Below are 24,310 nucleotides of genomic sequence, written 5' to 3'. Positions count from 1 at the left end.
GCATGCACACAAATGGAAGCCATCATCTTCATAGGACTACAGGCCAGCGGTAAATCTTCTTTTTACAAAGAACACTTTTTCAATAGCCATCTGCGTATCAGCAATGATTTGCTGAAAACCAAAAACCGCCAGACTCGCCTGCTGGATTTTTGTTTTGACACCAGCATGCCCTTTGTCATTGACAATACCAATCCAACAAGAGAAATCCGGGCAAGCTATCTGGAACAGATCAAGGCCAGACAATGGCTGGTGACTGCGTATTATTTCAAAACTGATCTGGAAAGAGCGCTGACATGGAATAGCCAGCGGCAAGGCAAGGACCTGGTTCCCAAGGTTGGCATACTCGATACGCATAGAAAGCTGGAAATCCCCGATTATGATGAAGGCTTTGATCGCTTGTATTACGTCGATTTTATAGATGGTAAATTAACTGCCACTGATTGGAAAAAATGAAGTTTGATGAACTGGAAAAAGTGATGCGCGGCTATGAAACTGCGTATGATGATTGTGTCCCTGCCGGGATTTATATGGTTGCCCGCATTGATGGCCGCGGCTTTACCCGTCTGACCAAAGAAACCTGCGCATTCGAAGCACCGTTTGACATCAGGTTTCGCGACCTGATGGTAGAAACCTGCAAGCATCTGATGAATTGTGGCTTCAAGATCATCTACGCCTATAACCAGAGCGATGAGATTTCCTTGTTGTTTGACCTGCATATCAATGCCTTTGGCCGCAAGCTAAGAAAATACAATTCCCTGCTGGCAGGTGAAGCATCCGCCAAATTCAGCCTGATGCTCGGCCAGGTAGCGGCTTTCGATTGCCGCATCTGCCAGTTACCCACCCAGAACCTGGTCGTGGATTATTTTCGCTGGCGTAATGAAGATGCCAACAGAAATGCCTTGAATGCACATTGCTACTGGCAGCTCAGGAAAGAGGGCAAATCACAAAACGAAACTACCAGCTTCATCGAAGGCAAGTCGCTGGCTGAAAAAGAAGCGCTACTGCAAAGCAGGGATATCAATTTCAAGACCCTGCCACTGTGGCAAAAGCGCGGCACTGGGTTGTACACGGTCGAAGAAGTAAAAATCGGCTTTAACCCAAAAGAAAATAAAGAAGTAATCGGTACAAGAAAAGTCTTGAAGACAGACTATGAATTGCCGCAGGGGGATGCATATAGTGAATTCTTGTGGCAATTATTAAAAAGCGATGCCGACTGATCACTACAACAGCAATGCACTGTGCGCTCCCTTTCAGGCCTATGTGCTGGCACCCATGTTTGCGCCGCTGACCTGGTTGCTTGCGGCTGTGGCGACAAGTCTTTATGGCCGGGGGCTGAGCCTGGCTGCATTTGGGATGAAGTTCTTGTTTATGCTGCTATTGCTGCTGGGTTCTTATGCATTGTGTACACCCTTGCTGCATATCTGGGCGGGCCTGGTACGCAAGCCGCAAAAAACCAGCTATGCTGGCTTTGCATTTGCCGCGATCGCTGCGCTGGCACTGGGTATAGTGTATGCACAGCCCGGGTTTCAGGATGCCCGGCATTCAACGCAGAACCTCGTGTATCTGGTATTCATGCTGCTCACCTGCCTGGGCATGTTTATGAGCCTGAAAAACATGTTCTCGCCCGCAGATCGAAACAGCCACCCCACCAGTCTGGCATGGTTGAACAGGCAGCCAATGATCTGGAGCATATTTTCCCTCATCAAAGCTGTGCTGGCCCTGATCATCGTTTGTTCAGTCACTTATGTAAACTCACTGCCTCAGAACTTTGATTTTTCCCGATTGTTTGACATGTCGATCAAGCAGGGAGATTTCACCGAAGAAGTATTTATAGCATCGATCTTTGACATTCATCCAGGGCACTTCCTGGCCTGGTGCTTTTACAGCGCCATCATACTGGCGGTAGCGGCAATGGCATCTGCGTTACAGGCGAAAATCAGAGGTGAAGATTCTCTGTACCGGGCAATAGGCTGCACTGTCGGTGCACTTACCCTGGCTATTTTTGATCCCAAACTGGCTGTTTACGTGGGGCTTGCTTATGGTGTTGCTTCGTATGCTTTGGAGTTGAACACTAAGAAGTAAGGCCAACTAAAATGGCACCATTTTTTACATATTCTTTTTTATTAATAAATAAAATCGGCATCAGGTAAATTATGCGTTCTGGAATTGCCAGGAAGCAGTCATATCAACACCGACATGCTTAGGATGTTCTTTGACACGCGTTCTCAGTGCACCAGCTTTTTGCAACAAGAGTTTGGCTTTTTCATCAAATTGCGAACTGCGCAGCAGTAAATCGTAGGCGTGCTGTTCGTAGGCATCTGCATTAAAAGAAGCCATAGAATGAAGTTTTTCATAAAGGTAATCAACAAAATCTGCGGGTAAACGATGACCTAAATCGCACTCCAGGGTACAGACGATATCAATGAAATTATTGGCAGCACGCCCTGCTATCCAGAGCCAGCGCAGATCACCGTTCTCAGCATTTAAATATTTTTTAGTATAGCGACGTAGTAAATCATCCCTTGCCAGTTTGGGTTCATCCTGACAAAATAATTGCTCATTTCTTGCATTCAGATCCGCTATCTTCTGAATCGGCACTGTCATTCCAAGCCTTGCATAAATTTGATTCTCAGTTTGAAAAGTATCTCGTAGTTCATTCCATTTTCTTAGGGCATCTAATTCGCCGCTGAACCGACGAATGGCTATCAATCGCATTACCCCTGCTGCATGATGTTTTTGAGAGACTGTAATACTGAGAAATTCGGATAATTTAGCTTTTAAATCACTAGGGCCCGCAATACTAAATCCCGCCCATATTACTTGCGAAATCTCTAATACCCGTGTCAATTTTCTCAGAACGCGCGATCGAAGGCGGTCATCCAATTCACACGAAATGGATTTACTGTATTGAGTCCCGTGTATTTTATCAATATGCTCCAGACATATTATGGCGCATGCTTTTTTCTCTTTTGCGTTTTCAGTGTTATTGAATCCTGCATTAGAGTCACAATCGTATGCGCTCCGATACAAAGTGTGCAAATCTGGATCTTCAAACAGGAGCCCTGCCGCGCAAGCAATATCAAACTGCCCGCCCAAAAGCTTCTCACCATTAATTATTTCGTCAATACGTGAGAGAAAATTTCTATTTTTTTGTAAACCAGCAATCCATATCCCGACTCGCAGAGAACAATATGAATCCGGGCCGTTCAGGAAGTCCAATTCTTCCAATCTGAAAAGATCCTCCAGATGACTATCTAAAATAACCGACAACAAATAGCGAGCGCGAGTAACGAATACATCGAAATCAACATAGTGAGCGACATACGATTTAGGACCAAATATCTCGCGCCGGTCAAATACCATTGTGTACTCGCGAATCAGGTCAAAAGGATTATGTTTGAGCATAAGTATATTATCTGTCTACGCAATCGTTTCATCATCACGCATCAGAAAAGCTGTAACAACAAAAAATTTCCTGTGTACTGCATCTGGAATTCAAGCCCCAACGATCCAGCCTTCCAGCCCATCAAATTCAGGCAAGCCATAATTCTGTTCCTTTCTTTGCCAAGCCCATGCGGCAAGCAACATGCACAACACGGCATCAAGTAAATCGGCGCTACCGTCTTCTATCAGTTCTGTCTTGTATTTCCCCAGATCCAGCTTGATTTTCCATGGTGTGGTTCCCGCTTCCAAAGCGGCGATGATCAGCTCGCGTACTTGCTGGCGTTCTGGTGTTTGCTTGCTCTTGTCATCGCTTTTATACGAGGCTTTGGTGATGCTACGCGCCACCATGCCGGGGTAGGCTTCGAGTGCGATGCGTTGTGGGTCACCTTCTACCATGCCGGGAATACTGACTCCCGCATCCAGCAAGCGTGGGGCACCAGCGTGCAGCATGTAGGCGACAGGTGGGTTCACCCATTTCATGGAAGGTGAAGACCCCGCAGGTATGTCAGTTGCCCTGTGGGCGAATTTATTGCCGATTGCACGAGCATCACAGAAAGCCTTGAATTGCAGGCGTAATTCCGCACGCGTTTGTGTTTGCAGATGGCGCATCAGGTCTGGCCAATTAGCTGGCCAGCGCAGATGTTTTATTAGTTCACGTGGCAGGGAAAATGGTAAATCAAAACCGCCCAGCCAGGGACCAGGCAGCATGAGCCAGTTATCAAAAGCAGTGAAGTCGCTGAGTGTTTGCAAGGATTCAAGGCGCAGTACATCGCCTTGCATCTGGCCGCTGGCAATCGTGATGCCTTTGCGGCGTGATGGTGCCGACGTGAAATCCACACCGTGCAATTTCATCCGTAATGCCCGAAAGTGACGATGCGCATGAGGCCACGGTAAATCAGATAGGCCGTGCCATACCATGCGCGTTTATACCAGGCTTTCTTGTGCACATCTTCAGCAAAGATTTCTGTGCCGTCAGCAATGCCCAATTCCAGTTCATGCGCCAGGCTTGCTGTAAATATCTTGTCGCGGATAACAACATTGGCCTCGTGGTTGACGAACAGGCTGAGGCCGTCAAAATTACTGGAGCCGACAGTGGCCCAGTCTTCATCAATAACAGCGACTTTGGCATGCAGTTGCGTCTTGCCATATTCGACTATGCGCACACCGGCTGTCAGTAATTTGGGGTAAAAAGACTGTGACACTGCATCCTGCAAAGCGAACTGACCGACACCGAGTAAAAGCACCACATCGACACCGCGAGTGGCGGCTGACACCAGGGCGCGGCGAAATTTCCTTCCAGGGGCAAAATAGGGCGTGACCAGAATGGCGCGTGATCTCGCCATGCCAAGCGCCTGCAAGTAGGCTCTTTGTATGGTTGCACGATTGCGCAAATTGTCGCGCACAACCAGCGCTGCCGAGGTGATTTGCTTGCCCGCGACCTTGGCATCGGCATGCAAATGCTTCATCAGCGCGAAGCGGGTACGCAAACCCAGTTTGCCCAGCTTGCGCCATTGCGATTCGACTTCCAGATGGATATTAGCGACCAGCGGGCCGGTGACTGTAACGGCAAAGTCCCAGCGCGGGTATGGCAGGACGATACCAGAGCCATCATCTGCAATACAGTCATCAATGATATTCAAACCACCGACGATGGCGACTTGCCTGTCTACCACGCAAATTTTTCTATGGGTTCGTGCCAGGCCACGCTTGAACCAGGGATTGAAGCAACGGCAATATACTCCCTGCTTATTGAAACGATCAGTCAGGTCAATCGCCAGGCTACGGTCACTGCCTATCCAGTCTATGACCACCCTGACCTGCACACCACGCGCTGCTGCCTGCACCAGTGCCTCCTGCACAGACTGCGCAGTCTGGTCAGTCGTAAAGATATAAGACTCCAGATACACTTCATGCTGTGCCTGGTTGATGGATGCAATCAGAGCAGGGAAAAACTGAGCACCGCTATGCAAAAGCTCTACATCATTGCCTTCAATGAAATGCAGTTTACTCATGGGCTTTTAGTTTGATCCAGCAATTCCAGGCTAACGGTGATCGGTACATGGTCGGACAAGGTAGTCCAGGGGGCACCTTTCATGACATGCGCCTCTTCCACCTTGAAGCCACGCAGATATACACGGTCCAGACATAACCAGGGCAGGCCAGCGGGGAAGGTGCGGGCATGGCCACCGTTGTTTTTGCTCAATATCCTGCGCATGCCCTTCAGTGAAAACCGTGATGCCGCAGGCTGCGCCTCGACATCAAAGGCTTCGATGACACCCAACTCCTGGTAAAGCGTCTGGCTCAGGCGCTGGCTCCAGTCATTGAAGTCACCTGCTATCACCAGCGGCGCGTCAACTGGCAAGTCTTGCTTGATGGTTTTTATCAGTGCCAGTATTTGTCGGCGGCGGCTGCCGGCGAACAAGCCCAGATGAATCACAAAACAATGCACCTGAACCTTGTCGACCTGCACAATGGCATGCAGGATGCCACGCTGCTCATAGGCATGGTCTGATACATCATGATTGGTGAAAGAGGCGATTGGAAAGCGGCTCAACAAGGCATTGCCATGGTGGCCATGCTCATACACCGCATTCATGCCATACACCGCCTGATGGGATTGTCCTGCCAGGAAATCATGCTGGCTCTCTTGCGGCCACAGTGTGTGGTTTTCTGCATGCAAGTCATGTTGCCCCTGCACTTCCTGTAAAAAAACCAGGTCTGCATCGAGCAAATCTATCGCTTCCTTGATGCCATGGATGCGGGCCTTGCGGCCAAATGCACTGACGCCCTTGTGGATATTGTAGGTGGCAATGCGAAGCTTCATGGTGATTCCCTTTAGCTTATTAAACCTGGATCAACTTTGGCAGTTGCAGTATGGCTTCGGCATTCGATGCGGAGAAACACTTGTCTGCTGCATCCCGCCATGGCAACCACTGGTATTGCAGATGTTCACGCGGTGCCAGCCTGATTGTTACATCAGGGCTGACACACAGGCCAAACACATGCTCGGTATTTTGCGTCACCCCCGGTGCATAGCGATGACGCCACACCGGGTAGATTTCATATATATTGGTCAGTCCCCAATCTTGCAAGTCGAATTGCAGGGCATCAATACCAGTTTCTTCAGCTACTTCACGGATGGCGGTGTCAGACAAAGCCTCGTTCTCGCTGTCTTTGGAACCAGTTACAGACTGCCAGAAACCGGCCTTGTCGGCCCTTTCCAATAATAGTACATCAAGCGCGGGTGTATAAATGACTACAAGTACGGATACGGGGATTTTATGCAAGGACATGGTGAGCAGTGCTGAACTTTAACTGGTTTTCAGCTTACTATTCTAACTCCTTTAGCTACCGGTGCTTTTTTGTATCTGATCTATCCGGGCTAACAGTATCAGAAAACAAAAAAAGAGCCTGTCAGAAACAGGCTCTTTTCGTGATGCTTTTGTCGCAGGATTGAGGCTTACTTCTTCACTGGCACAGCAGGTGGCATTTCTTTTTCCTGTAAATGCCTGACTTGCGGCACCAGCTTATTGTGCGCATCCAGGAAGGCAGCAACGATGACCTTGGCTTCATTGGTATTGCTCCAGCCTGCGCCAAAGCCACCACCGGCAGCACCAAAACTGAGGCCGCCCATGCCCAGGTCCGTGGTCTTGGCAGAACCGGTTGCAGCTGCCAGTTGCTCGGTGGTTTCATTATCAGTCAATAATAAAACCACTTGTGCTTCCTTGAAGCTGACCTTCTCTGCATAACCAGTGAAATTCCTGAGGAAAGGGATCATGCCCATGATGGCACCAATACCGCCACCGGCCTTGCTTTCAGAAAAAGTCAGGCTGGGGGTAATCGTGTATTGCGCTTCATAGCCTTTGCCCTTGGACACCGTAGAATTTTTACGGATAATGCCCTGATCCTTGAGTTCCTGCTCCTGTATCACAGCCTTCAGGCCAGATGCACGATCAACCACGCGGAAGCAACCACTTTGCTGTGCCAGCAAGCGTATCAAAGGCACAGGAGAAGACGGCAAGTTGTACTGGCTGCTCATGGTGTAGCCATTCGGGTTCTCGACCAGTGACAGGGTCGCGACTGGTGCATCACACTTGACCAGGGTCTTGCTGGCACCCTTGGCACCAGCAGGACCGGCAGCGCCTGTCACTTCAGACGAACCTTCACCAAGTTCGGTTTTCTTTTCTCCGCAAGCGGCGAGAAACAAACTGCTGCTCAACAATAAAAATAAGGCTGTCTTGTTATTCACTTGCATACTCTTTTCATTGATCACAGTTTATTGGCCCGGCTTACAGATTAAAGATGCTTAACTTACTTAGGCTTACTTAGGCGATTTTTGGTTCTGCTGCACGCAAACGGATATGCAGTTCACGCAATTGCTTTTCGTCGACTTCAGATGGTGCTTGTGTCAACAGACATTGCGCACGCTGAGTTTTCGGGAAAGCGATGACGTCGCGAATGGATTCTGCACCAGTCATCATGGTGACGATACGGTCCAGGCCAAAAGCCAGGCCACCATGTGGAGGCGCGCCATATTGCAGGGCATCCAGCAGGAAACCAAATTTCAGCTGTGCTTCTGCATCATCGATCTTCAATGCACGGAACACTTTGCTTTGTACATCAGCACGATGGATACGGACAGAACCACCGCCCAGTTCCCAGCCGTTCAGGACCATGTCATAGGCCTTGGCGATACACTTGCCCGGATCAGTTTCCATCAAATCTTCATGGCCATCTTTTGGTGCCGTGAATGGGTGATGCGTCGCAGTCCAGCGGTCGTTTTCTTCATCATGTTCAAACATGGGGAAGTCAACTACCCACAATGGTTTCCATACGTCTTCAAACAAGCCATTGGCTTTGCCGAATTCGCTATGACCGATTTTCACGCGCAACGCGCCGATAGCGTCATTGACGACTTTGGCTTTGTCTGCGCCGAAGAAAATCAGGTCGCCATCTTGTGCACCTGTACGTTCCAGCACTTGTGCCAGGGCAGCGTCATGGATGTTCTTGACGATAGGAGACTGCAAGCCATCACGGCCTTGTGCCTTGTCATTCACCTTGATGTAAGCCAGGCCTTTGGCACCGTAGATACCGACGAATTGAGTGTACGCATCGATTTCAGAACGTGGCATGTTGGCACCACCTGGTACGCGCAAACCGACTACACGGCCATTGACCATATTGGCAGCACCGGCGAATACTTTGAAGTCGACATCCTTCATCACGTCTGTCAATTCTGTGAATTGCAGTTTGACGCGCATGTCTGGTTTGTCGGAACCATACAGACCCATGGCTTCAGCAAATTCCATGACAGGGAAAGGATTTGGCAGGTCGATGTCCAGCGTGTTTTTGAAAACCAGACGTATCATGCCTTCAAACATGTCACGAATCTCTTGCTCGTTCATGAAGGAAGTTTCGCAATCGATCTGGGTAAATTCTGGCTGGCGGTCAGCGCGCAAGTCTTCATCGCGGAAGCACTTGGTGATCTGATAGTAACGGTCAAAGTTGGCCACCATCAGCAATTGTTTGAACAATTGCGGGGATTGTGGCAAGGCAAAGAAGTTACCAGCATTAACGCGGGATGGCACCAGGTAGTCACGTGCGCCTTCTGGCGTGGACTTGGTCAGCATCGGTGTTTCGATATCGATGAAACCATTTGCATCGAGGAACTTGCGCACTTCCATCGCTACCTTGTAACGCAGGCGCAGGTTATTTTGCATCTGTGGGCGGCGCAGGTCCAGCACGCGGTGAGTCAGGCGTGTGGTTTCAGACAGATTGTCATCATCCAGCTGGAACGGTGGCGTAACGGAAGGATTCAACACTTCCACTTCATGCGCCAGCACTTCGATCTTGCCGGATTTCAGATTATTGTTGCCAGTACCTTCTGGACGGCTACGTACCAGGCCAGTAATGCGCAGGCAAAATTCATTGCGTACGGACTCTGCAGCTTTGAACACGTCGGCACGGTCAGGATCGCAAACAACCTGCACCAGACCTTCGCGGTCACGCAAGTCGATAAAGATCACGCCGCCGTGATCGCGACGACGGTGCACCCAGCCGCACAGGCTGACGGTTTGGCCGAGTAATTCCTCAGTAGTGAGGCCGCAGTATTGGGTACGCATGGACATATTTCTTACCTGTCTGTATTCAAAATTAAAAATGATTTGATGCAGTGGATAACCACATCATTTATTTGGTGGGGAGATGCTCGGGAGCCACCACGCCCATGGAAACAATATACTTGAGTGCGGCATCGACACTCATGTCCAGTTCTATGGCCTGATCCCTGGGTAACATCAGGAAAAAGCCGGAAGTCGGATTCGGCGTTGTCGGCACATATACGCTGACAAAATCACCTTTGAGGTGATTGACTACATCACCACCCGGTACACCGGTCAGAAAGCCTATGGTCCAGCAATCACGGCGCGGGTATTCGATCAGCACAGCTTTGCGGAAAGCATTGCCGGATGATGAAAACAAGGTATCGGATACCTGTTTCACGCTGGAATAGATGGAACTGACGATAGGAATACGCTGCAACAGGCTTTCCCAGGCTTTGATAACGTAATTGCCAATAAAGTTCTGTGCCAGCAAACCAGTCACAAAGACGATGAGCAAGGTCAGGATCGTACCTATGCCCAGCACTTTGAAGCCAACCAGTTTTTCTGGACGCCATTCAACTGGCAACAGCAACAGGGACTGGTCCATGGTACTGATAATGGCATGCAGCACCCACAGCGTGATTGCCAGGGGTACTAAAATCAGCAAGCCAGTAATAAAGTATTTACGCATGGTAATCACAAGTTTTCTGAGTGAAACGACAATAATAATGGATTAAGTGTAATCAAGTACAACTCAGGCAGCTTTGCCTGAATCGCTAGCCGGAGCCGCCACTGGAGCAGATGCGGCCGTTGTTGTACTGGCTTCAGCTGCCGGCGCTGTTGTTGATCCAGCAGACCCGCCTTCAGCAGATGGTGCGGCAGCAGCACCGCCAGAGCCACCACGGAAGTCAGTCACATACCAGCCCGAGCCCTTGAGCTGAAAGCCGGCAGCAGTCACTTGCTTGCGGAAAGAAGATTTGCTGCAGGCAGGACAAACACTGAGCGGCTCTTCGGACATCTTTTGCAATACATCCTTGGCAAACCCGCATTCTTCACAACGGTAAGCATAAATCGGCATGGTGTAGCCTTAAAAAAACTGATAAAACCCTGAATTATAAAGGTTTTTGACCAGAATTTGCGCATTGCATCATGCCAGTCCCCAAGCCGATATCAAACAGTTAATGGCTTGCGGATAAATTGCGGCAGCAAAGACCCGGCTATCATGCCTGTCACACTCATGAGCACACCTACCAGTTGCGGCGGCCACAAACCATCCGGCGCAAAGACTTCCATACTGACCCAGCAGACTATGCCAAGGATGATGGATGCCAGGCCACCCTGGGTAGTGGCACGCTTCCAGTACAGACCAAATGACAGCGGTACAAAAGCGGCAACCAGAGTCACTTTATAGGCATTCTCCACCATTTTATAAATACTGGATTCGGTGTTCATGGCAAATATGGTAATGATGGCAGTGAATACCAGCACCACGATACGCATCATGAACAGGAATTGCTTGTCACTTTGCTTGGGGAAGAATGGTTTCAGGATGTTTTCAGAAAAGGTCACAGACGGCGCCAGCAAAGTTGCGCTGGCACAACTCTTGATCGCCGACAGCAAGGCACCAAAGAACATGACCTGGGCCAGCATGGGTACCTTGGTCATGATCAGGGTAGGCAAAATCAGTTGCGGGTCTTTGTCTATCAGGCTTTCGACCATCTTGGGGTCGATCAGCGTCGCGGAATAAGCCAGGAACATGGGGATGAAGGCGAAGCAGAAATACAATACGCCACCCAATACCGATGCATTACCAGCAATTTTTTCGTTTTTGGACGAAGCCACGCGCTGGAATACGTCCTGCTGGGGTATCGAACCCAGCATCATGGTGATCCAGGCGGCAAAGAACCAGAGTGACTCCTTGGCAGTGGGAGAAGGCCAGAATTCCAGCTTGCCCGCATTAGCCGCATGAGAAATCACCACCCCTGCCCCGCCAACCATGCCAGAAACTTCCCAGCCTATATACAACATGCCGACGACAATGATGATCATTTGCAAGAAGTCAGTGATTGCCACTGACCACATGCCACCCATCAGTGTATAGATCAGTACGCTGCCAGCACCTATCATCATGCCGGTGTTCATGGAGATGTAACCACCAGACACCACTGTGAACACCAGGCCCAGTGCCTTGATCTGAGCAGCCACCCAGCCCAGGTAAGAGACAACGATACACAGGGTCACCAGCACCTCGGCAGTACGGCCAAATTTATTGCGGTAATAATCACCGATAGTCAGCAAGTTCATGCGGTACAGCGGACGTGCAAAGAACAGGCCAACAAAGATCAGGCACAAGGAAGAGCCGAAGGGATCAGCAACCACACCCTTCAAACCCTCCTTGACGAAGGTGGAGGAAATACCCAGCACTGTTTCAGAACCAAACCAGGTCGCAAACACCGTGGCGGTGACCACATACATGGGCAACGAGCGACCCGCGACTGCATAGTCCTTGGAGTTATTGACATAACGGGCGGCATACAAACCTATGCCAACAGAGATGACCCAATACAGGATGACGAACCAGATAAGTGTATTCATGGAAAGGCGTGCAATGATGTCAATAAAAAAACCCGCTTTTTTGCTGCGGGCATTATAGACGTAAGTTACACGAAGTTTGACTAGGGAACAGGCAATTTTCTGCGATGTATTATGCTTATTTGTGTAAAAAACACGCTATCTTGCCCGATGTATCAAAATGTACCTGAAAATGGAGCTTGAATAGCAAAAACATAACATCACTTCATTTCCACGAGGAAACCTGAAGGGAAATTAAATAGTTATCATATATGCAATTATTTGAAACACTTTGAAACATGATTGACTTTACACAGACACATTCATATAAAATCGGCCACGCCTTGCACATTTTGCAGGCTTATTATTCTACATATTAATCTAAGCTGCAGAGCTGTTTCAGGCTGATGCAGCACATCTACGATAGGAACATCCATGGAACTGGCAAGCACCCAACAAGGTTACGGACCAGCGCGTGAGCGTTTTATCAGCAAGACCTTTAATCACCTCGGCGGCGCAATCCTGGCGTTCACTGCGATTGAAGTCATTTTATTCAAATCCGGTATCGCCGATGTCATGGCACAAGCCATGCGCCATCTGCCATGGTTCCTCATCCTTGGCGCATTCATGCTGATAGGCTGGCTGGCATCGCGTGCGGCACATACGGTAGAAAGCCTGCCCCTGCAATATGCAGCGCTGGGCGCATACATCGTGGCAGAAGCGATAATCTTTATTCCCATCCTGTCGATCGCCAATAAGGTAGCACCGGGTGCCATCGCCAATGCTGGCCTGGTGACCATACTGGCAACCGTAGGCCTGGTCGGTATTGCCTATGTGTCGCGCAAAGACTTTTCTTTCCTCGGCAGTGTATTGAAATGGGGTGGCCTGGTTGCCCTGATACTGATCGCCTGTGGCATGATCTTTGGCTTCCAGCTCGGCCTGTTCTTTTGTGTAGGCATGGTGGCTTTTGCCGGTGCAGCGATCCTGTACGATGCATCCAACGTCATCCATCATTACCCTGAAGACCGTTATGTCGGTGCCGCACTGGAATTGTTCGCCTCAGTTGCCCTGATGTTCTGGTATGTCTTGCGTATCGTCATGAGCCTGCGTGACTAAGCAGCTTTATCTTCTCCAGCCTGCTTCAACGCAGGCTGGAGACCAGTTTAGCCCCCAGCCCGCCTCTGCTTCACTTCCACCTTATTTACTTCCCTTGCTACCCTTGTCTGCTCCAGTCAGCACAGCGGCCTGCCCATCTTTGCCTCTACTCCTGAAATCAGTCGTCAGCATGGCCTGATCCAGCAAATAACTGGCCTTGGTCAATAAATCCACTGCCCCCAGATAAAACTGTGGATTGATCTTGTCTGCAGTGTCTGTCGGCTGATGATAGTCAGCGTGGTCTTCCACGCCAAAATAGATATGCGGCACACCCGCCAGAAAGAAAGGCAGGTGATCTGACTGTTTGGTCCAGTCATCTTGTCCTTGTTCTGGCCTGTCGTGGCCGAATTTGAGTTTCACGCCCTGTGTGCCATCGAGGCTGTGCAGCAAATCCCTGAGTGCAGGCGTATGGTAAGCACCGCTGGCATACAACTCGCCCTTGTCGCCACGGGCAATCATGTCGAAATTCATATTCATGCCTATGCGTGTCATCTCCACTACTGGCTTGGCAGCAAAAGCGCGCGAACCACTCAGCCCCATTTCTTCTGCATCAAACAGGATGTACATGACATCATGTTGCGGTGGATTATTTTGCATGGCAGCAGCTATTGCCAGCACGGCGGCCACGCCGGAGGCATTATCATCCGCACCGTAATAAATCTTGCCCGCCTTCTCACCCAGATGATCATAATGCGCGCTGATCACCAGCACAGGTGCTGTCGCGTGGTCGCTCATGCTGCCGGGACGGCAGGCAAGGATATTTTTACCTTTGCGGCTAGCACCCTGGCGGGTCTGGAATTCAAACTCGTGCACGAAATCATCCTTGCACGGTGTCAAACCCAGTTGCTGTACGCGACTGATAATGTAATCACGTGCCAGGGCGCTGCCCTTGCTTTCGGTCGCTCGCCCAGCCATTTCTTCGCTGGCCAGCTTGTTGACATCGACCATAGCCTGCACCGCCGCATTTGCCGATTCCGCTGCCTGTACAGGCAAATGACTGAGGCCAAGCGCTAATACTGGCAATAAGCTGGAAATCGTTTTACTAAGTTTTGACATGGATCATTACCGGGGCTGAAGTTAAAAGTGACATTGGATGTTAGCTAAGACAAACGGACATCAATATAAGTTCTCCTTGCAAAAAATGCCATGACTTGCCTGTATTAATGCTCTAATACCAGCAAATAGGTTTGTGGAAGCTTGCAATTGCCGCCTTAACATGGCATAAACGCCAGCTTGGCTTTCGCTGCATTCGATATAGCATGCATGGCATGTCTATCATTTAATTTTAAACATTGCGAATGTGCACCAATAAATTTATCCACAGATGTCGAATTTAAAAAAACTTGTTGTTACCACAGAAGCGGAGTTTGAAGCCCTGGCGGCTTCCTGGCGTCTGCTGGAAACGCAAGTGCCGCAACTTTTGCCCTTCCAGACTTATGACTGGAACCACGCCTGGTGGCAGATTTTTTCCGATTCATCCTGGTATCACAAAGACGAACTTGCCATCTGCACCCTGCATGAGCAAGAACAGCTCGTTGCCGTCATGCCACTGACAAATACCCATGTCGGCCTGCATCAACTGTTCATGTACCGCTATGTCCGGCCTTTCGGTGCGGACCCCAATCTGACAGAAATCAGAGTGCCACTGGCCTTGCCTGACTACACTGAAACCATATTGCAACAATGGGAAGATTTGTCGCGACAGGAAACTTTTGGCCTGACCGAGTTCCAGATCATCCATACCAAACAACATGCCCTACATTTCCTGACGAAGAACATAGCAGTTCATCCGCTGGAAGCGAGGGACATACCCAACTACATCCTGCATCTGGGTGAAAGCTGGTCATGCTTTAAATCCGCACTGAAACGCAATATCAAGGAATCCTTGCGTCGCTGCTATAACTCACTGGCGCGCGACAATTTGCAATTGCGCTTGCAAGTCTGGCAAGGTGCCGACGGGATCAAACCCAGGCTGGAGGAATTTTATGTCCTGCATGCAGCCCGCGCCGGTGCCACCAATACGGTAGAACACCCAGACTACTTTGCCGACACCAAGCACCGCGCCTTCATGGCCGCACTACTTGACAATGATTTTGGTCAGCGCATGCGCCTGTTCAGTCTCGAACTTGATGGCCGCGTTGTCGCTATGCGCCTTGGCTTTGCCATGGGTGAAGAACTGTATCTCTACTATTCAGGCTATGACTTGAAATTTGCTCGTTACAGCGTCATGACCACCCTGTTGGCCGAAATCATACAATGGTCTTACACACAAAATTTCAAGCGCATTAATTTATCAGTCGGCGAAGATGTCTCCAAAACCCGCTGGGGGCCATCTGTCACAGACTATGTTGAATACCAGTGCGTGAAGAACAATACCTGGCGCAGGAACCTGGGCAGCGGTATTTTGAAGATGCGTAAATTACGCCGGAACTGGTCTGGACAAAAGTCCGATTAAGCTGGTAACAGCTCAGCCCTTCTTGAAGTTTCATCGCGATATAAAAACGGTTACACTTGCCTGGCTCTACACCTGTATTTGCAAAGGCTAAGGAAAACTCTTGCGCTTCATCCACACTTCCGACTGGCACCTTGGCCAAACCCTGCACAGCGCCGAGCGCGGTCTTGAGCATCAACATTTTCTTGACTGGCTCATCGCTACGCTGGAACAGCAGCAGGCAGATGCTCTGTTGATCGCGGGCGATGTGTTCGATAATGCCAATCCCTCAGCCACTTCACAAAAGCAGTTTTACCGCTTCTTGCAGCAAGCCAAGGCGCGTTTGCCCAAACTGGATATCGTCATCATTGCAGGCAACCACGATTCCCCTGGCAGGCTGGAAGCACCCGGTCCGCTATTGGATGGCATGGACATCAGCGTCATAGGCATGGTGCCGCGCCGGGCCGATGGCAGCATTGATATAGCAGCCATGGTCTTGCCATTACGGCAGAATGATGAAATTGCCGCCTGGTGCCTGACCATACCTTTTCTGCGCCCTGGCGACGTACCAAGGGTAGAAAATGCCAGCGATCCCTACATGGCAGGCATCGCCCAGCTGTACAAGGATGTGACTGAGCATGCACTCAGTGTGCGCCAGCCTGGCCAGGCCCTCATCGCCATGGGGCATTGCCACATGGTGGGCGGTGAAATATCAGAAGACTCTGAACGCCGTATTGTCATCGGTGGCACTGAGGCTTTATCGGCCAGTATGTTTGATAGCCAAATTACCTATGCGGCCCTGGGACATTTGCATCTGGCGCAAAGAGTTGGCAAACAAGAGTACCTCCGCTATTGTGGCAGCCCCCTGCCCCTGTCTTTTTCTGAAGTCGATTACCAGCATCAGGTCTTGTGTGTGGATATCAAAGGTGATCAACTTGAAAAAGTGACGCCTGTCCATGTGCCACGTTCAGTACAGCTCTTGCGCATTCCCAAACAGGCAGCGCCCCTGCCTGCTGTGCTGGATGCACTTGACAGCCTTGACCTGGCCAGTATCGTCGATGCCAGCAAGGGTACACAATATGATCCCTACCTTGAAGTCAGGATCAAGCTAGAGGCACCAGAGCCCGGCCTGCGTACGCGCATAGAAGGCTATATAGCAGGCAAGCCCTTGCGACTGCTAAAGATAGATACGCACTACCCGGGCAAAGCGCAGGACGACAATAGCGATGAACAGGCAACACAAGACACTCTCGACCGCCTGCAGCCAGAAGACATCTTCCGTCGCCTGTATCAAGGAAAATACCAGCAAGATGCTCCAGACGACATGCTGCGGGCTTTTGGCGAACTATTGCATGACGAGGACGTGCAATGAAGATACTCGCCATACGCGGTAAAAACCTGGCTTCTCTCGCAGGTGAATTTGCTGTCGATTTTACGCAAGAGCCTTTGCAGTCTGCTGGCCTGTTTGCCATCAGCGGCCCTACTGGTGCAGGTAAAAGCACCCTGCTTGATGCCCTGTGCATGGCCTTGTATGAAAACACGCCGCGACTGATCAAGGCAGGCACCACAAAATTACCGGATGGTGCAGATGCGGTGACCCAGCAAGACACCGGCAACCTGCTCAGGCGCGGCACTGGTGAAGGTTATGCCGAAGTCGATTTTGTGGGCACCGATGGCAATGCCTATCGCTCACGCTGGAGTGTGCGTCGTTCGCGCAATAAAGCCACAGGCATCTTGCAGCCGACCACGATGTCGCTGCACCAGTTGCCGCAACTGCAGCCCATAGGTGGCAAGAAAACCGAGGTCAAGGAAGAAATCATCAAACGCCTTGGCCTGAAGTTTGAACAGTTCACCCGCGCCGTTTTGCTGGCACAAAACGAGTTTTCCAGCTTTTTAAAAGCCGATGACAATGACCGTGGCGAATTGCTGGAAACCCTGACCGGCAGCGACATCTATGGCCAGATATCACAACGCGCCTTTGCCCGTGCCAAGCTGGAACGTGAAGCGCTGGAGCGCTTTCATGTGCGCCTGGCAGACAATAAACCGCTGAGCGCAGAAGAGCGCACACAACTGGAAACTGACCTGGGCATCAGCAAAATCCGCTTAGATGATTTTGATGCCCAACTCGCAGAGCTGCAAACACATTTGCGCTGGCATGCCGATGAAAGCAAGTTGCTACAGGGCGAACAGCAAGCACAGCAGCAATTGCAAATTCATGAACAGGAGAAGATAGCAGCAGCAGCAAGAGCCGCTTATCTGCAACAAGTAGAAGGCATACAAGCTGCACGCCCACTGCTGACAGAACTCGAACGTCTGAAACAGGCAATCAGCCAGGGCCAGGCAGAAATCACTACAGCCCATAACAATATACAGACAGGCACGCTCAGCGCACAAGAAAAACATCTGGCGCTGACGCAAGCACAGCAAGCATTGCAGCAAGCCGAACATGTCTTGCAAGAAGCAACGCCTTTGCTGGATGCCGCCAAGGCGCTCGACAGCAGCCTGAACATCTTGCGCAGCAACTGGCTGGCTGCGCAACAGACGCAAGCGCAGACAGAACAGGCGCTGGCGACTGCAAGGCAACAACTTAAGAGCAAACAGGCTGACCTGGCACAACTGCACAAAAAGCAGCAAGACCTGCAAATATGGCTGACCCAACACGCTGGCTTGCAAAGCCTGGCCGACAACTGGACAGCATGGGAATTATTACTCAAGCAGGCCGCAACAGCCCAAAAAGATGCCAGTTACCAGCAACAAAACATACTTGATCTACAAAAACAAAGGGACAAGCAAGAACAGTTACTGGCAGAACGCGCTCTACAACTCCAGGCAAGCGAACAAAGCTGGATAGCTACAGAAAAATCACGTGAACAGGTGGCAGACAAACTGGCACAGTTTGACTTGCCCAGTTTGCAGGCACAAAGACTGACGCTGGATCAAAGGCGTGAACTATTAAGCAGTGCCACAGACTTGCAAAGGCAAATGCATGAACAGGCGCGACGCAAGCAGGTTTTGGACACTCAGCAGCAAACCAGCCAGTTGAGTATGCAAACCGCCGATAAAACCGTTGTTAAAATCGAGACTCAATTACCCAGCCTGATTGCTGCAAAAGAACAGGCAAATAAAAGCCTGCAACTGACCCAGGCCGCCTGCAATGCCAATGTAGAAAGCCTGCGTGATGCCCTGCAAGACGAGCAAGCCTGCCCGGTCTGCGGAGCGACTGAACACCCCTACAAAACCGGCAACCCGCAACTGCATGCCTTGCTGGTGCAGTTGGAAAATGAACTCAAGCATTGCCAGCAAGTCGAGCAAGACCAGCGCCAGTTACTGGCAACCGCAACGGCTGAGCACAAGCAATATCAACAGCAGCAAAAACAATTGCAGCAAGAACTGGCAGCATTGCAGCAACAGGAAAAAATCGTAGCAAGTGCATGGCAAGCGCACAGCATCGCCACTGAATTGCGGATAGCGAAAATCGATAATGAACAAGCCAGCACCTGGTTAAGCCAGCAACAAACTGGCCTGCAAGAACAACTGCGACAATTGCTTAAAACCGAACAGGCCTATCAACAGGCAACAAAGGGCAGGGATGAGGCATTTGCCAATACAGAAAAAATACGCCGCACCCTGCAAGAGCACAAAGATAGCCATACAGCGCTAGTCCATGTCATCGAAAAATTCACTGCTGCACTGGCGCAGGCAACAGAAAAAGAACAGGATGCCCGTCAAAAGCTGGATGAAGCCCTGGCTCAATTGGCACCGGCATTTGCCGCGCAATCAGACGACGGCAACAGTTGGCAAGACAACTGGCATGCATCGCCAATGGAATTCCAGAACCAGTGCGCAACCCATGTGCAACAATGGCAAAGCCATCAACTCGCATCCATCCAAAATGCGGAACAACTGGCGAAGCTGCAGCTGGAAATCGACAAACTGCAAACACACTCCCAGCAGTTGGATGAGCAGTTTTCCAGCGACAACAAACGCTATCTCGATGTAGATACGGCATTAAAACAGCAACAAAACAAACGACAGGAATTATTCCAGGGTCGCGCTGTCAGCGAGGCAGAAGCGCAATTCACACTAGCCATCAATCAGGCAAAAGCGGCACTGCAAATCCAACTGCAAGCGCATGATGAAATACGCCAGCAACTGGCGCGCCTGCAAGAAGCACAAGAGCAAATCAATAGACGCATCACCCAGCAAAACCAGGAACTACACAATGCCCATGAAAAACTGCAGGGGTGGATAGCTCAGCAGCAAGCCACGATAGAAAATCTGGACGTAACACACTTGCGTGAATTGCTGGCACATCCTCATACGTGGATTGATGCAGAACGCCAGGCCATGCAAACCATCAATAATGCAGTCCAGCAAGCCACAACCATATTGCGTGAACGCAGCCAGCAAAGGCAACAGCACTTGCTACAACGTCCCGCTCCACTCAGTTTTACTGAGGCAGAACCCATGCATGATGAGACTGAACAAGAAAGTGAGACTGCGCCAACTGAAATAGGCGAGAGCGAACATCTGCAATCAGTTTTCGGTAATGTCAGTGAGAAACGCCAACACGCACAGCAAGAATACAGCCGCCATCAACTCACGATGGCGCAGGACGAAGCACGCCACCAGCAAGCCAAGAGCCTGATCGCCACCATGCAGGAGCAAGAAAGCCAGACCCGCCTGTGGGCACAGATGAATGAATTGATAGGTGCAGCAGACGGCAAGAAGTTCCGCAACTATGCCCAGCAAATCACGCTCGATGTCTTGCTCGCCTATGCCAACCAGCACCTGTACCAGCTCTCACGTCGCTACCGCCTGCAACGCGTGACAGACACGCTGGCCTTGATGGTCATCGACCAGGACATGGGCGATGAGCAGCGCTCTGTACATTCGCTGTCCGGCGGTGAATCCTTCCTGGTATCGCTGGCCCTGGCGCTGGGCCTGGCATCCTTGTCCAGCAACCGCATCAAGGTCGAATCCCTGTTCATCGACGAAGGCTTCGGCAGCCTTGATGCCGACACCCTGCGCATCGCCATGGATGCACTCGACAGCCTCCAAGCCCAGGGCCGCAAGGTAGGCGTGATTTCTCATGTGCAGGAAATGACAGAAAGAATATCGACGAGGATACAGGTGCAAAGAGTATCGGGCGGAAGCAGCCTGGTACAGGTTGCCTGATTCTCTTATCGGCCTTAATTAAAACATCAACAGCAAAAGAAAGAATTTATGATAGACGCACTCATCGCCGGACGCATTTACGGCCAGGTCGAAGAACGCTCAGGACAAAATGGTTCAGTCTACGTCACCTGCAAGGTGCGTGCCGCGACGGATGATGGTGAATTCATCATATGCAATGTGATCGCCTTCAACGATGCAACACGCAATACTTTGCTGGGTCTGGGTGATGGTGACAGCCTGTCATTGTCGGGGGCGCTGACACCAAAGGTCTGGACAGACAAACAGGGTAAAGCCAGGCCAGCACTGGATTTGATTGCTCATGCCGTGATCACGGCGCATTTGAATGCATCTGAATAATTGCCACCAGTCAGTAGGGTGCGCCGTGCGCACCGTTCGGCAAAATTTTATTAGCGGAAATGGTGCGCACGGCGCGCCCTACCGTTTTTTTAACGCACTGCGCTTATGCAAATCCTCGCTTATTTGATCAACACCAGCAAACGATTATTCGCTGGCATCGCAACATCATCCGACAGGCGCATCCCGTGTTTCTCAGCCAGTTCAACGACCTTTTCTATATCGCGTATACCCATGTGCGTAGCCTGTTGCTTGAGTGAGGCATCAAACTGCTGGTTGCTGGCACTGGTGAACTGGCCTGCGTAATTGAAGGGACCATAGATGCAGAAACGCCCACCATTCACAAGCAAAGACGCTACACCTGCAAACATCAACTCCACTTCTTCCCATGCCATGATGTGGCAGGTATTGGCGGTGAAGACGGCATCAAAATGCCTTTCTGGCCAGGGGCTTTTACCTATATTCAATTCCAGCGGTGGCAACACATTTGGTAAAGCGGCCTCTTCCAGCCAAGCCAGTATGCCAGGGTGATATTCAGGCCTGTCACTGGTTTGCCATTGCAGATGTGGTAGCTGCCGTGCAAATGTGACGGCATGCTGGCCTGTGCCGCTACCGATTTCCAGCAGGCTTTTGCAGTCAGCCAATACGGGTGTGATGACTTGCAGGATGGGTGCACTGTTTCTTTCACAGGCTACGGAATAGGGTTTGTTCATGCCTATATTTTCCTTGATTGTCTTGATCATTTTGATCGCCAAGCTACTCTACGTTGAAACAGGCAAGGCTGCAATAAGCTAATTTTCATTCGCTCATTTAGTGCAACACTTACAAGACGAATAGAGGCAATCTTATGCTTTATTATCTTGACTTCTTATCCCGGAATATCTCAGACCGCGGCGCACAAACCCCAAATTTGCCATGCTGCGAACCCCAGCAACAAGCAAGCACCTGTCCGGTTGATCAACGTCATTACTCTGATGCTGATTTTCTTGCGTATCAATGCCACTCCACCACTCAAGACCAGCCACCATAAAGCAGATCCTAAGAACACGCCTGCGACCATGAAGGCTGCGGCAGATGGGTGCACCGCAACCGGTCCAGCGATGCTGGCGAACACTGCAATGAAAGAGACTATGGTCATGGGGTTGGTGATGGTCAGCATGAATATGGATAAAAATGTTTTGATCACAGGCTGCTTGTTTGCCACAGCCTGATCCACAACTTGCGCTTTGCTCAATAGCAGCTTGCCACCCATCCATGCCAGAAACGCGGCACCAGCTATTGCGAGAGGTGCGCTCAACGATACAAAATAATCGGTGATGGCTACCATACCAAATGCACCTATTGCACCATACACTGCGTCAGCACAAGCTGCGCCCATGCCACTGATAAATCCTGTACGCATGCCGTATGCCAGCGTGCGCTGTATGCATAGCAAGCCTATGGGGCCTACCGGTGCTGCAATCGACACGCCTATCAGCATCGCTTTTAAAAATAAATCCCACTCCATGGTTACACCCAGATCAAAAAGAAGATGCCTCCAGTATGAAGATTTGAGACCGGGATTAACATGGAATAATTCAGGTAAAACTGCTACATTGCCTTCACTATTCTTGCACACCCTCATCTGGACTTAAATATCATGGATATCGACGCCAAAGCCTGGAAAATCCTCGCCGCCCTGCAACGCGACGCCCGCATCTCTTTGAAAGCACTCGCCGACGAAACCGGTCTGTCCCTGCCCGCCACTTCAGAAAGAGTCAAACGCCTGGAAGAAGCTGGCGTCATCAAGGGTTATCGTGCAGAAGTGAACGCCGAAGCCATAGGCTTGCAAGTTCAGGCGGTCGTCGGCATCACTGTCCCTCAACCACAAAAAGCCAGCCTTATCGCCCACCTCAAATCTTTACCTGAAGTGCTGGAATGCCTGCATGTGACAGGACAGGATTCTTTTTTGTTGCGAGTCGCTACCAGGGACTTGCGTCATCTGGAGAGCTTTGTCGGAAATATCAACCACTATGGTGAGACACGCACTTCTATCATCATGTCGGCACCGATACCGCCAAGGGCTTTGACACAGATCACAGAGCATGAACAATAGAGTGCTTATGCTCAGGTTTGCGCTATATCAAATCCTATGTCAAAAACAGCAGGACTAGTTCCATCGAAGAATAGTCTTTCATCCTTGTGCGGACTAGCCTGAACTCCATTGAATTCGATATGTATATGGAGCTGGCATGCAACGCAGAACATTTGTCACTGGCAGTGCCATCATGGCAGCCAATCTGTTTTTACCTCACCCGGTCATGGCCCAGATTATTGGAGTACACGACGCTATCAATAAGGCTGGCCGCCAGCGCATGCTAACGCAAAGGCTGGCTAAGGCTTATTTGCAAATTGGTTTAAATGTGGAAACAGAAGCATCAAAGAAAATACTGGATCAATCCATGTCCAGCTTTGACCGTCAACTGGTAGAACTACATGCCTTTGCCCCCGCAGCAGATATACTCAGCAATTTATCCAGCATGGAGAAAACCTGGCAGGAATATAAGCAGGCACTGGTAGGCAAGGCCCCTAATCAAAGCGACGCCAGGCTGGTACTCAAGCATAGCGAAACTCTGCTGCACATGGCCGATGAAGTCACCGCACAACTGGAAAAACATGCAGGCAGCAGCACAGGCAAACTGGTCAACCTGGCAGGCCGCCAGCGCATGCTGTCGCAACGCCTGGCCAAACTCTACCAAGCCACCAGCTGGAATATCGCGCCCGGCAATGCTGCCAGCAGCATAGAAAACATCCGCAAGGAATTCTCCACCGCCATGCAAACCCTGCAAGCTGCCAGCGGCAGCAATACCAGATTGAAAGATGAATTGCTACTGGCCCAGTCGCAATGGACATTTTTCGAAGCCGCATTACGTCAAACTGGTGATGGCAAGCTGCAACGCCAATCCGCCAGCAACGTGGCAACCACCAGCGAAAGAATACTGGAGGTGATGGACAAGATTACCGGGATGTATCAGCAACTGGCGATTTGAGAAGGGAGCGTTCAATCGGAATGTGAATATTGGTGGCTCTGCTGTTG

The 24,310-nt window shown here is 50.4% G+C and carries 23 protein-coding genes; 10 read left to right on the top strand and 13 right to left on the bottom strand.

Annotation, left to right across the window (positions count from 1 at the left end; translation table 11 throughout):
- Window positions 1–12 precede the first annotated feature (12 nt).
- Genes AC3WQT_RS07605 through AC3WQT_RS07595 form a run of 3 tightly spaced genes read left to right on the top strand, consistent with a single transcriptional unit; the run spans window position 13 to window position 2,082 of the window.
- The gene (locus AC3WQT_RS07605; RefSeq protein WP_492703258.1) at window positions 13–453 is read left to right on the top strand and encodes an ATP-binding protein; all 441 of its coding nucleotides are present in this window, start codon (window positions 13–15) and stop codon (window positions 451–453) included.
- Window positions 450–1,217 (top strand): tRNA(His) guanylyltransferase Thg1 family protein, encoded by a 768-nt coding sequence (locus AC3WQT_RS07600; protein ID WP_492703256.1) that lies wholly within the window; start codon window positions 450–452, stop codon window positions 1,215–1,217. Before AC3WQT_RS07605 ends, AC3WQT_RS07600 begins: the two co-directional genes overlap by 4 nt.
- Window positions 1,207–2,082, top strand: coding sequence for a hypothetical protein (locus AC3WQT_RS07595; protein WP_492703255.1), 876 nt, complete (start codon window positions 1,207–1,209; stop codon window positions 2,080–2,082). The genes AC3WQT_RS07600 and AC3WQT_RS07595 overlap by 11 nt, the downstream gene beginning before the upstream one ends.
- A 69-nt stretch (window positions 2,083–2,151) precedes the next feature.
- Here the strand turns inward: AC3WQT_RS07595 and AC3WQT_RS07590 are convergent, their stop codons facing one another.
- The 10 genes from AC3WQT_RS07590 to AC3WQT_RS07545 all read right to left on the bottom strand — a co-directional run bounded on the left by AC3WQT_RS07590 (window position 2,152) and on the right by AC3WQT_RS07545 (window position 12,140).
- On the bottom strand, window positions 2,152–3,405 hold the full coding sequence (locus tag AC3WQT_RS07590) for a hypothetical protein (protein WP_492703254.1): 1,254 nt from the start codon (window positions 3,403–3,405) through the stop codon (window positions 2,152–2,154).
- Window positions 3,406–3,495: 90 nt separating this feature from the next.
- Window positions 3,496–4,296, bottom strand: coding sequence for a DUF429 domain-containing protein (locus AC3WQT_RS07585; RefSeq protein ID WP_492703253.1), 801 nt, complete (start codon window positions 4,294–4,296; stop codon window positions 3,496–3,498).
- Window positions 4,293–5,456 (bottom strand): phospholipase D-like domain-containing protein, encoded by a 1,164-nt coding sequence (locus AC3WQT_RS07580; protein ID WP_492703252.1) that lies wholly within the window; start codon window positions 5,454–5,456, stop codon window positions 4,293–4,295. The genes AC3WQT_RS07585 and AC3WQT_RS07580 overlap by 4 nt, the downstream gene beginning before the upstream one ends.
- Window positions 5,453–6,268 (bottom strand): endonuclease/exonuclease/phosphatase family protein, encoded by an 816-nt coding sequence (locus AC3WQT_RS07575; protein ID WP_492703250.1) that lies wholly within the window; start codon window positions 6,266–6,268, stop codon window positions 5,453–5,455. Before AC3WQT_RS07575 ends, AC3WQT_RS07580 begins: the two co-directional genes overlap by 4 nt.
- A 19-nt stretch (window positions 6,269–6,287) precedes the next feature.
- Complete coding sequence (gene nudB, locus AC3WQT_RS07570; protein ID WP_492703248.1) at window positions 6,288–6,737, bottom strand: dihydroneopterin triphosphate diphosphatase; 450 nt, start codon at window positions 6,735–6,737, stop codon at window positions 6,288–6,290.
- A gap of 167 nt (window positions 6,738–6,904) precedes the next feature.
- Window positions 6,905–7,699: a CsgG/HfaB family protein gene (locus AC3WQT_RS07565; protein WP_492703247.1), complete on the bottom strand. Its 795-nt coding sequence runs from the start codon at window positions 7,697–7,699 to the stop codon at window positions 6,905–6,907.
- Between the two features lie 70 nt (window positions 7,700–7,769).
- Window positions 7,770–9,572 carry an aspartate--tRNA ligase gene (gene aspS / locus AC3WQT_RS07560; RefSeq protein ID WP_492703246.1) on the bottom strand — a complete coding sequence of 601 codons (1,803 nt, stop codon included), beginning with the start codon at window positions 9,570–9,572 and terminating at the stop codon, window positions 7,770–7,772.
- Between the two features lie 61 nt (window positions 9,573–9,633).
- Window positions 9,634–10,236, bottom strand: a complete 603-nt coding sequence (locus AC3WQT_RS07555; RefSeq protein ID WP_423009111.1) for a DUF502 domain-containing protein — start codon at window positions 10,234–10,236, stop codon at window positions 9,634–9,636.
- A gap of 63 nt (window positions 10,237–10,299) precedes the next feature.
- Window positions 10,300–10,623: an FmdB family zinc ribbon protein gene (locus AC3WQT_RS07550; protein WP_492703245.1), complete on the bottom strand. Its 324-nt coding sequence runs from the start codon at window positions 10,621–10,623 to the stop codon at window positions 10,300–10,302.
- A gap of 92 nt (window positions 10,624–10,715) precedes the next feature.
- A complete protein-coding gene (locus AC3WQT_RS07545) occupies window positions 10,716–12,140 on the bottom strand; it encodes a high affinity choline transporter 1 (protein WP_492703244.1) in 1,425 nt (474 codons plus the stop codon).
- Window positions 12,141–12,551: 411 nt separating this feature from the next.
- Between AC3WQT_RS07545 and AC3WQT_RS07540 the strand changes: the two genes are divergently transcribed.
- A complete protein-coding gene (locus AC3WQT_RS07540) occupies window positions 12,552–13,232 on the top strand; it encodes a Bax inhibitor-1/YccA family protein (RefSeq protein WP_492703242.1) in 681 nt (226 codons plus the stop codon).
- An 81-nt stretch (window positions 13,233–13,313) separates the two neighbouring features.
- On the opposite strand, the gene AC3WQT_RS07535 is transcribed toward AC3WQT_RS07540, so the two are convergent.
- Window positions 13,314–14,327, bottom strand: a complete 1,014-nt coding sequence (locus tag AC3WQT_RS07535; RefSeq protein WP_492703241.1) for a M20/M25/M40 family metallo-hydrolase — start codon at window positions 14,325–14,327, stop codon at window positions 13,314–13,316.
- Window positions 14,328–14,595: 268 nt separating this feature from the next.
- Here AC3WQT_RS07535 and AC3WQT_RS07530 point away from each other — a divergent pair, with 268 nt between their 5' ends.
- The 4 genes from AC3WQT_RS07530 to AC3WQT_RS07515 all read left to right on the top strand — a co-directional run bounded on the left by AC3WQT_RS07530 (window position 14,596) and on the right by AC3WQT_RS07515 (window position 21,237).
- Window positions 14,596–15,726 carry a GNAT family N-acetyltransferase gene (locus AC3WQT_RS07530; RefSeq protein WP_492703239.1) on the top strand — a complete coding sequence of 377 codons (1,131 nt, stop codon included), beginning with the start codon at window positions 14,596–14,598 and terminating at the stop codon, window positions 15,724–15,726.
- Window positions 15,727–15,826: 100 nt separating this feature from the next.
- Entirely contained in the window at window positions 15,827–17,074 is a 1,248-nt protein-coding gene (locus AC3WQT_RS07525) for an exonuclease SbcCD subunit D C-terminal domain-containing protein (protein ID WP_492703237.1), read from the top strand.
- Complete coding sequence (locus AC3WQT_RS07520; protein ID WP_492703236.1) at window positions 17,071–20,880, top strand: AAA family ATPase; 3,810 nt, start codon at window positions 17,071–17,073, stop codon at window positions 20,878–20,880. Before AC3WQT_RS07525 ends, AC3WQT_RS07520 begins: the two co-directional genes overlap by 4 nt.
- 48 nt (window positions 20,881–20,928) lie before the next feature.
- Window positions 20,929–21,237 carry a single-stranded DNA-binding protein gene (locus tag AC3WQT_RS07515; protein WP_492703234.1) on the top strand — a complete coding sequence of 103 codons (309 nt, stop codon included), beginning with the start codon at window positions 20,929–20,931 and terminating at the stop codon, window positions 21,235–21,237.
- Between the two features lie 119 nt (window positions 21,238–21,356).
- Here AC3WQT_RS07515 and AC3WQT_RS07510 read toward each other — a convergent pair whose 3' ends face one another.
- Both AC3WQT_RS07510 and AC3WQT_RS07505 read right to left on the bottom strand, forming a co-directional pair.
- A complete protein-coding gene (locus AC3WQT_RS07510; RefSeq protein WP_492703233.1) occupies window positions 21,357–21,977 on the bottom strand; it encodes a DUF938 domain-containing protein in 621 nt (206 codons plus the stop codon).
- A gap of 140 nt (window positions 21,978–22,117) precedes the next feature.
- Window positions 22,118–22,741 (bottom strand): LysE family translocator, encoded by a 624-nt coding sequence (locus AC3WQT_RS07505; RefSeq protein ID WP_492703232.1) that lies wholly within the window; start codon window positions 22,739–22,741, stop codon window positions 22,118–22,120.
- A gap of 132 nt (window positions 22,742–22,873) precedes the next feature.
- Between AC3WQT_RS07505 and AC3WQT_RS07500 the strand changes: the two genes are divergently transcribed.
- Window positions 22,874–23,329, top strand: coding sequence for an Lrp/AsnC family transcriptional regulator (locus AC3WQT_RS07500; protein WP_492703231.1), 456 nt, complete (start codon window positions 22,874–22,876; stop codon window positions 23,327–23,329).
- Between the two features lie 136 nt (window positions 23,330–23,465).
- Entirely contained in the window at window positions 23,466–24,263 is a 798-nt protein-coding gene (locus tag AC3WQT_RS07495) for a type IV pili methyl-accepting chemotaxis transducer N-terminal domain-containing protein (RefSeq protein WP_492703230.1), read from the top strand.
- Window positions 24,264–24,310 lie beyond the last annotated feature (47 nt).

The sequence above is a fragment of the Undibacterium sp. FW305-107 genome, from assembly GCF_058788535.1.
This window is presented reverse-complemented; position numbering and strand designations above follow the sequence as displayed.

Bases quoted from the DNA above. Each gene is read 5' to 3' on its own strand.
- AC3WQT_RS07605 (WP_492703258.1), top strand. From the start codon at position 13: ATGGAAGCCATCATCTTCATAGGACTACAGGCCAGCGGTAAATCTTCT.
- AC3WQT_RS07600 (WP_492703256.1), top strand. From the start codon at position 450: ATGAAGTTTGATGAACTGGAAAAAGTGATGCGCGGCTATGAAACTGCG.
- AC3WQT_RS07595 (WP_492703255.1), top strand. From the start codon at position 1,207: ATGCCGACTGATCACTACAACAGCAATGCACTGTGCGCTCCCTTTCAG.
- AC3WQT_RS07590 (WP_492703254.1), bottom strand. From the start codon at position 3,405: ATGCTCAAACATAATCCTTTTGACCTGATTCGCGAGTACACAATGGTA.
- AC3WQT_RS07585 (WP_492703253.1), bottom strand. From the start codon at position 4,296: ATGAAATTGCACGGTGTGGATTTCACGTCGGCACCATCACGCCGCAAA.
- AC3WQT_RS07580 (WP_492703252.1), bottom strand. From the start codon at position 5,456: ATGAGTAAACTGCATTTCATTGAAGGCAATGATGTAGAGCTTTTGCAT.
- AC3WQT_RS07575 (WP_492703250.1), bottom strand. From the start codon at position 6,268: ATGAAGCTTCGCATTGCCACCTACAATATCCACAAGGGCGTCAGTGCA.
- nudB (WP_492703248.1), bottom strand. From the start codon at position 6,737: ATGTCCTTGCATAAAATCCCCGTATCCGTACTTGTAGTCATTTATACA.
- AC3WQT_RS07565 (WP_492703247.1), bottom strand. From the start codon at position 7,699: ATGCAAGTGAATAACAAGACAGCCTTATTTTTATTGTTGAGCAGCAGT.
- aspS (WP_492703246.1), bottom strand. From the start codon at position 9,572: ATGTCCATGCGTACCCAATACTGCGGCCTCACTACTGAGGAATTACTC.
- AC3WQT_RS07555 (WP_423009111.1), bottom strand. From the start codon at position 10,236: ATGCGTAAATACTTTATTACTGGCTTGCTGATTTTAGTACCCCTGGCA.
- AC3WQT_RS07550 (WP_492703245.1), bottom strand. From the start codon at position 10,623: ATGCCGATTTATGCTTACCGTTGTGAAGAATGCGGGTTTGCCAAGGAT.
- AC3WQT_RS07545 (WP_492703244.1), bottom strand. From the start codon at position 12,140: ATGAATACACTTATCTGGTTCGTCATCCTGTATTGGGTCATCTCTGTT.
- AC3WQT_RS07540 (WP_492703242.1), top strand. From the start codon at position 12,552: ATGGAACTGGCAAGCACCCAACAAGGTTACGGACCAGCGCGTGAGCGT.
- AC3WQT_RS07535 (WP_492703241.1), bottom strand. From the start codon at position 14,327: ATGTCAAAACTTAGTAAAACGATTTCCAGCTTATTGCCAGTATTAGCG.
- AC3WQT_RS07530 (WP_492703239.1), top strand. From the start codon at position 14,596: ATGTCGAATTTAAAAAAACTTGTTGTTACCACAGAAGCGGAGTTTGAA.
- AC3WQT_RS07520 (WP_492703236.1), top strand. From the start codon at position 17,071: ATGAAGATACTCGCCATACGCGGTAAAAACCTGGCTTCTCTCGCAGGT.
- AC3WQT_RS07515 (WP_492703234.1), top strand. From the start codon at position 20,929: ATGATAGACGCACTCATCGCCGGACGCATTTACGGCCAGGTCGAAGAA.
- AC3WQT_RS07510 (WP_492703233.1), bottom strand. From the start codon at position 21,977: ATGATCAAGACAATCAAGGAAAATATAGGCATGAACAAACCCTATTCC.
- AC3WQT_RS07505 (WP_492703232.1), bottom strand. From the start codon at position 22,741: ATGGAGTGGGATTTATTTTTAAAAGCGATGCTGATAGGCGTGTCGATT.
- AC3WQT_RS07500 (WP_492703231.1), top strand. From the start codon at position 22,874: ATGGATATCGACGCCAAAGCCTGGAAAATCCTCGCCGCCCTGCAACGC.
- AC3WQT_RS07495 (WP_492703230.1), top strand. From the start codon at position 23,466: ATGCAACGCAGAACATTTGTCACTGGCAGTGCCATCATGGCAGCCAAT.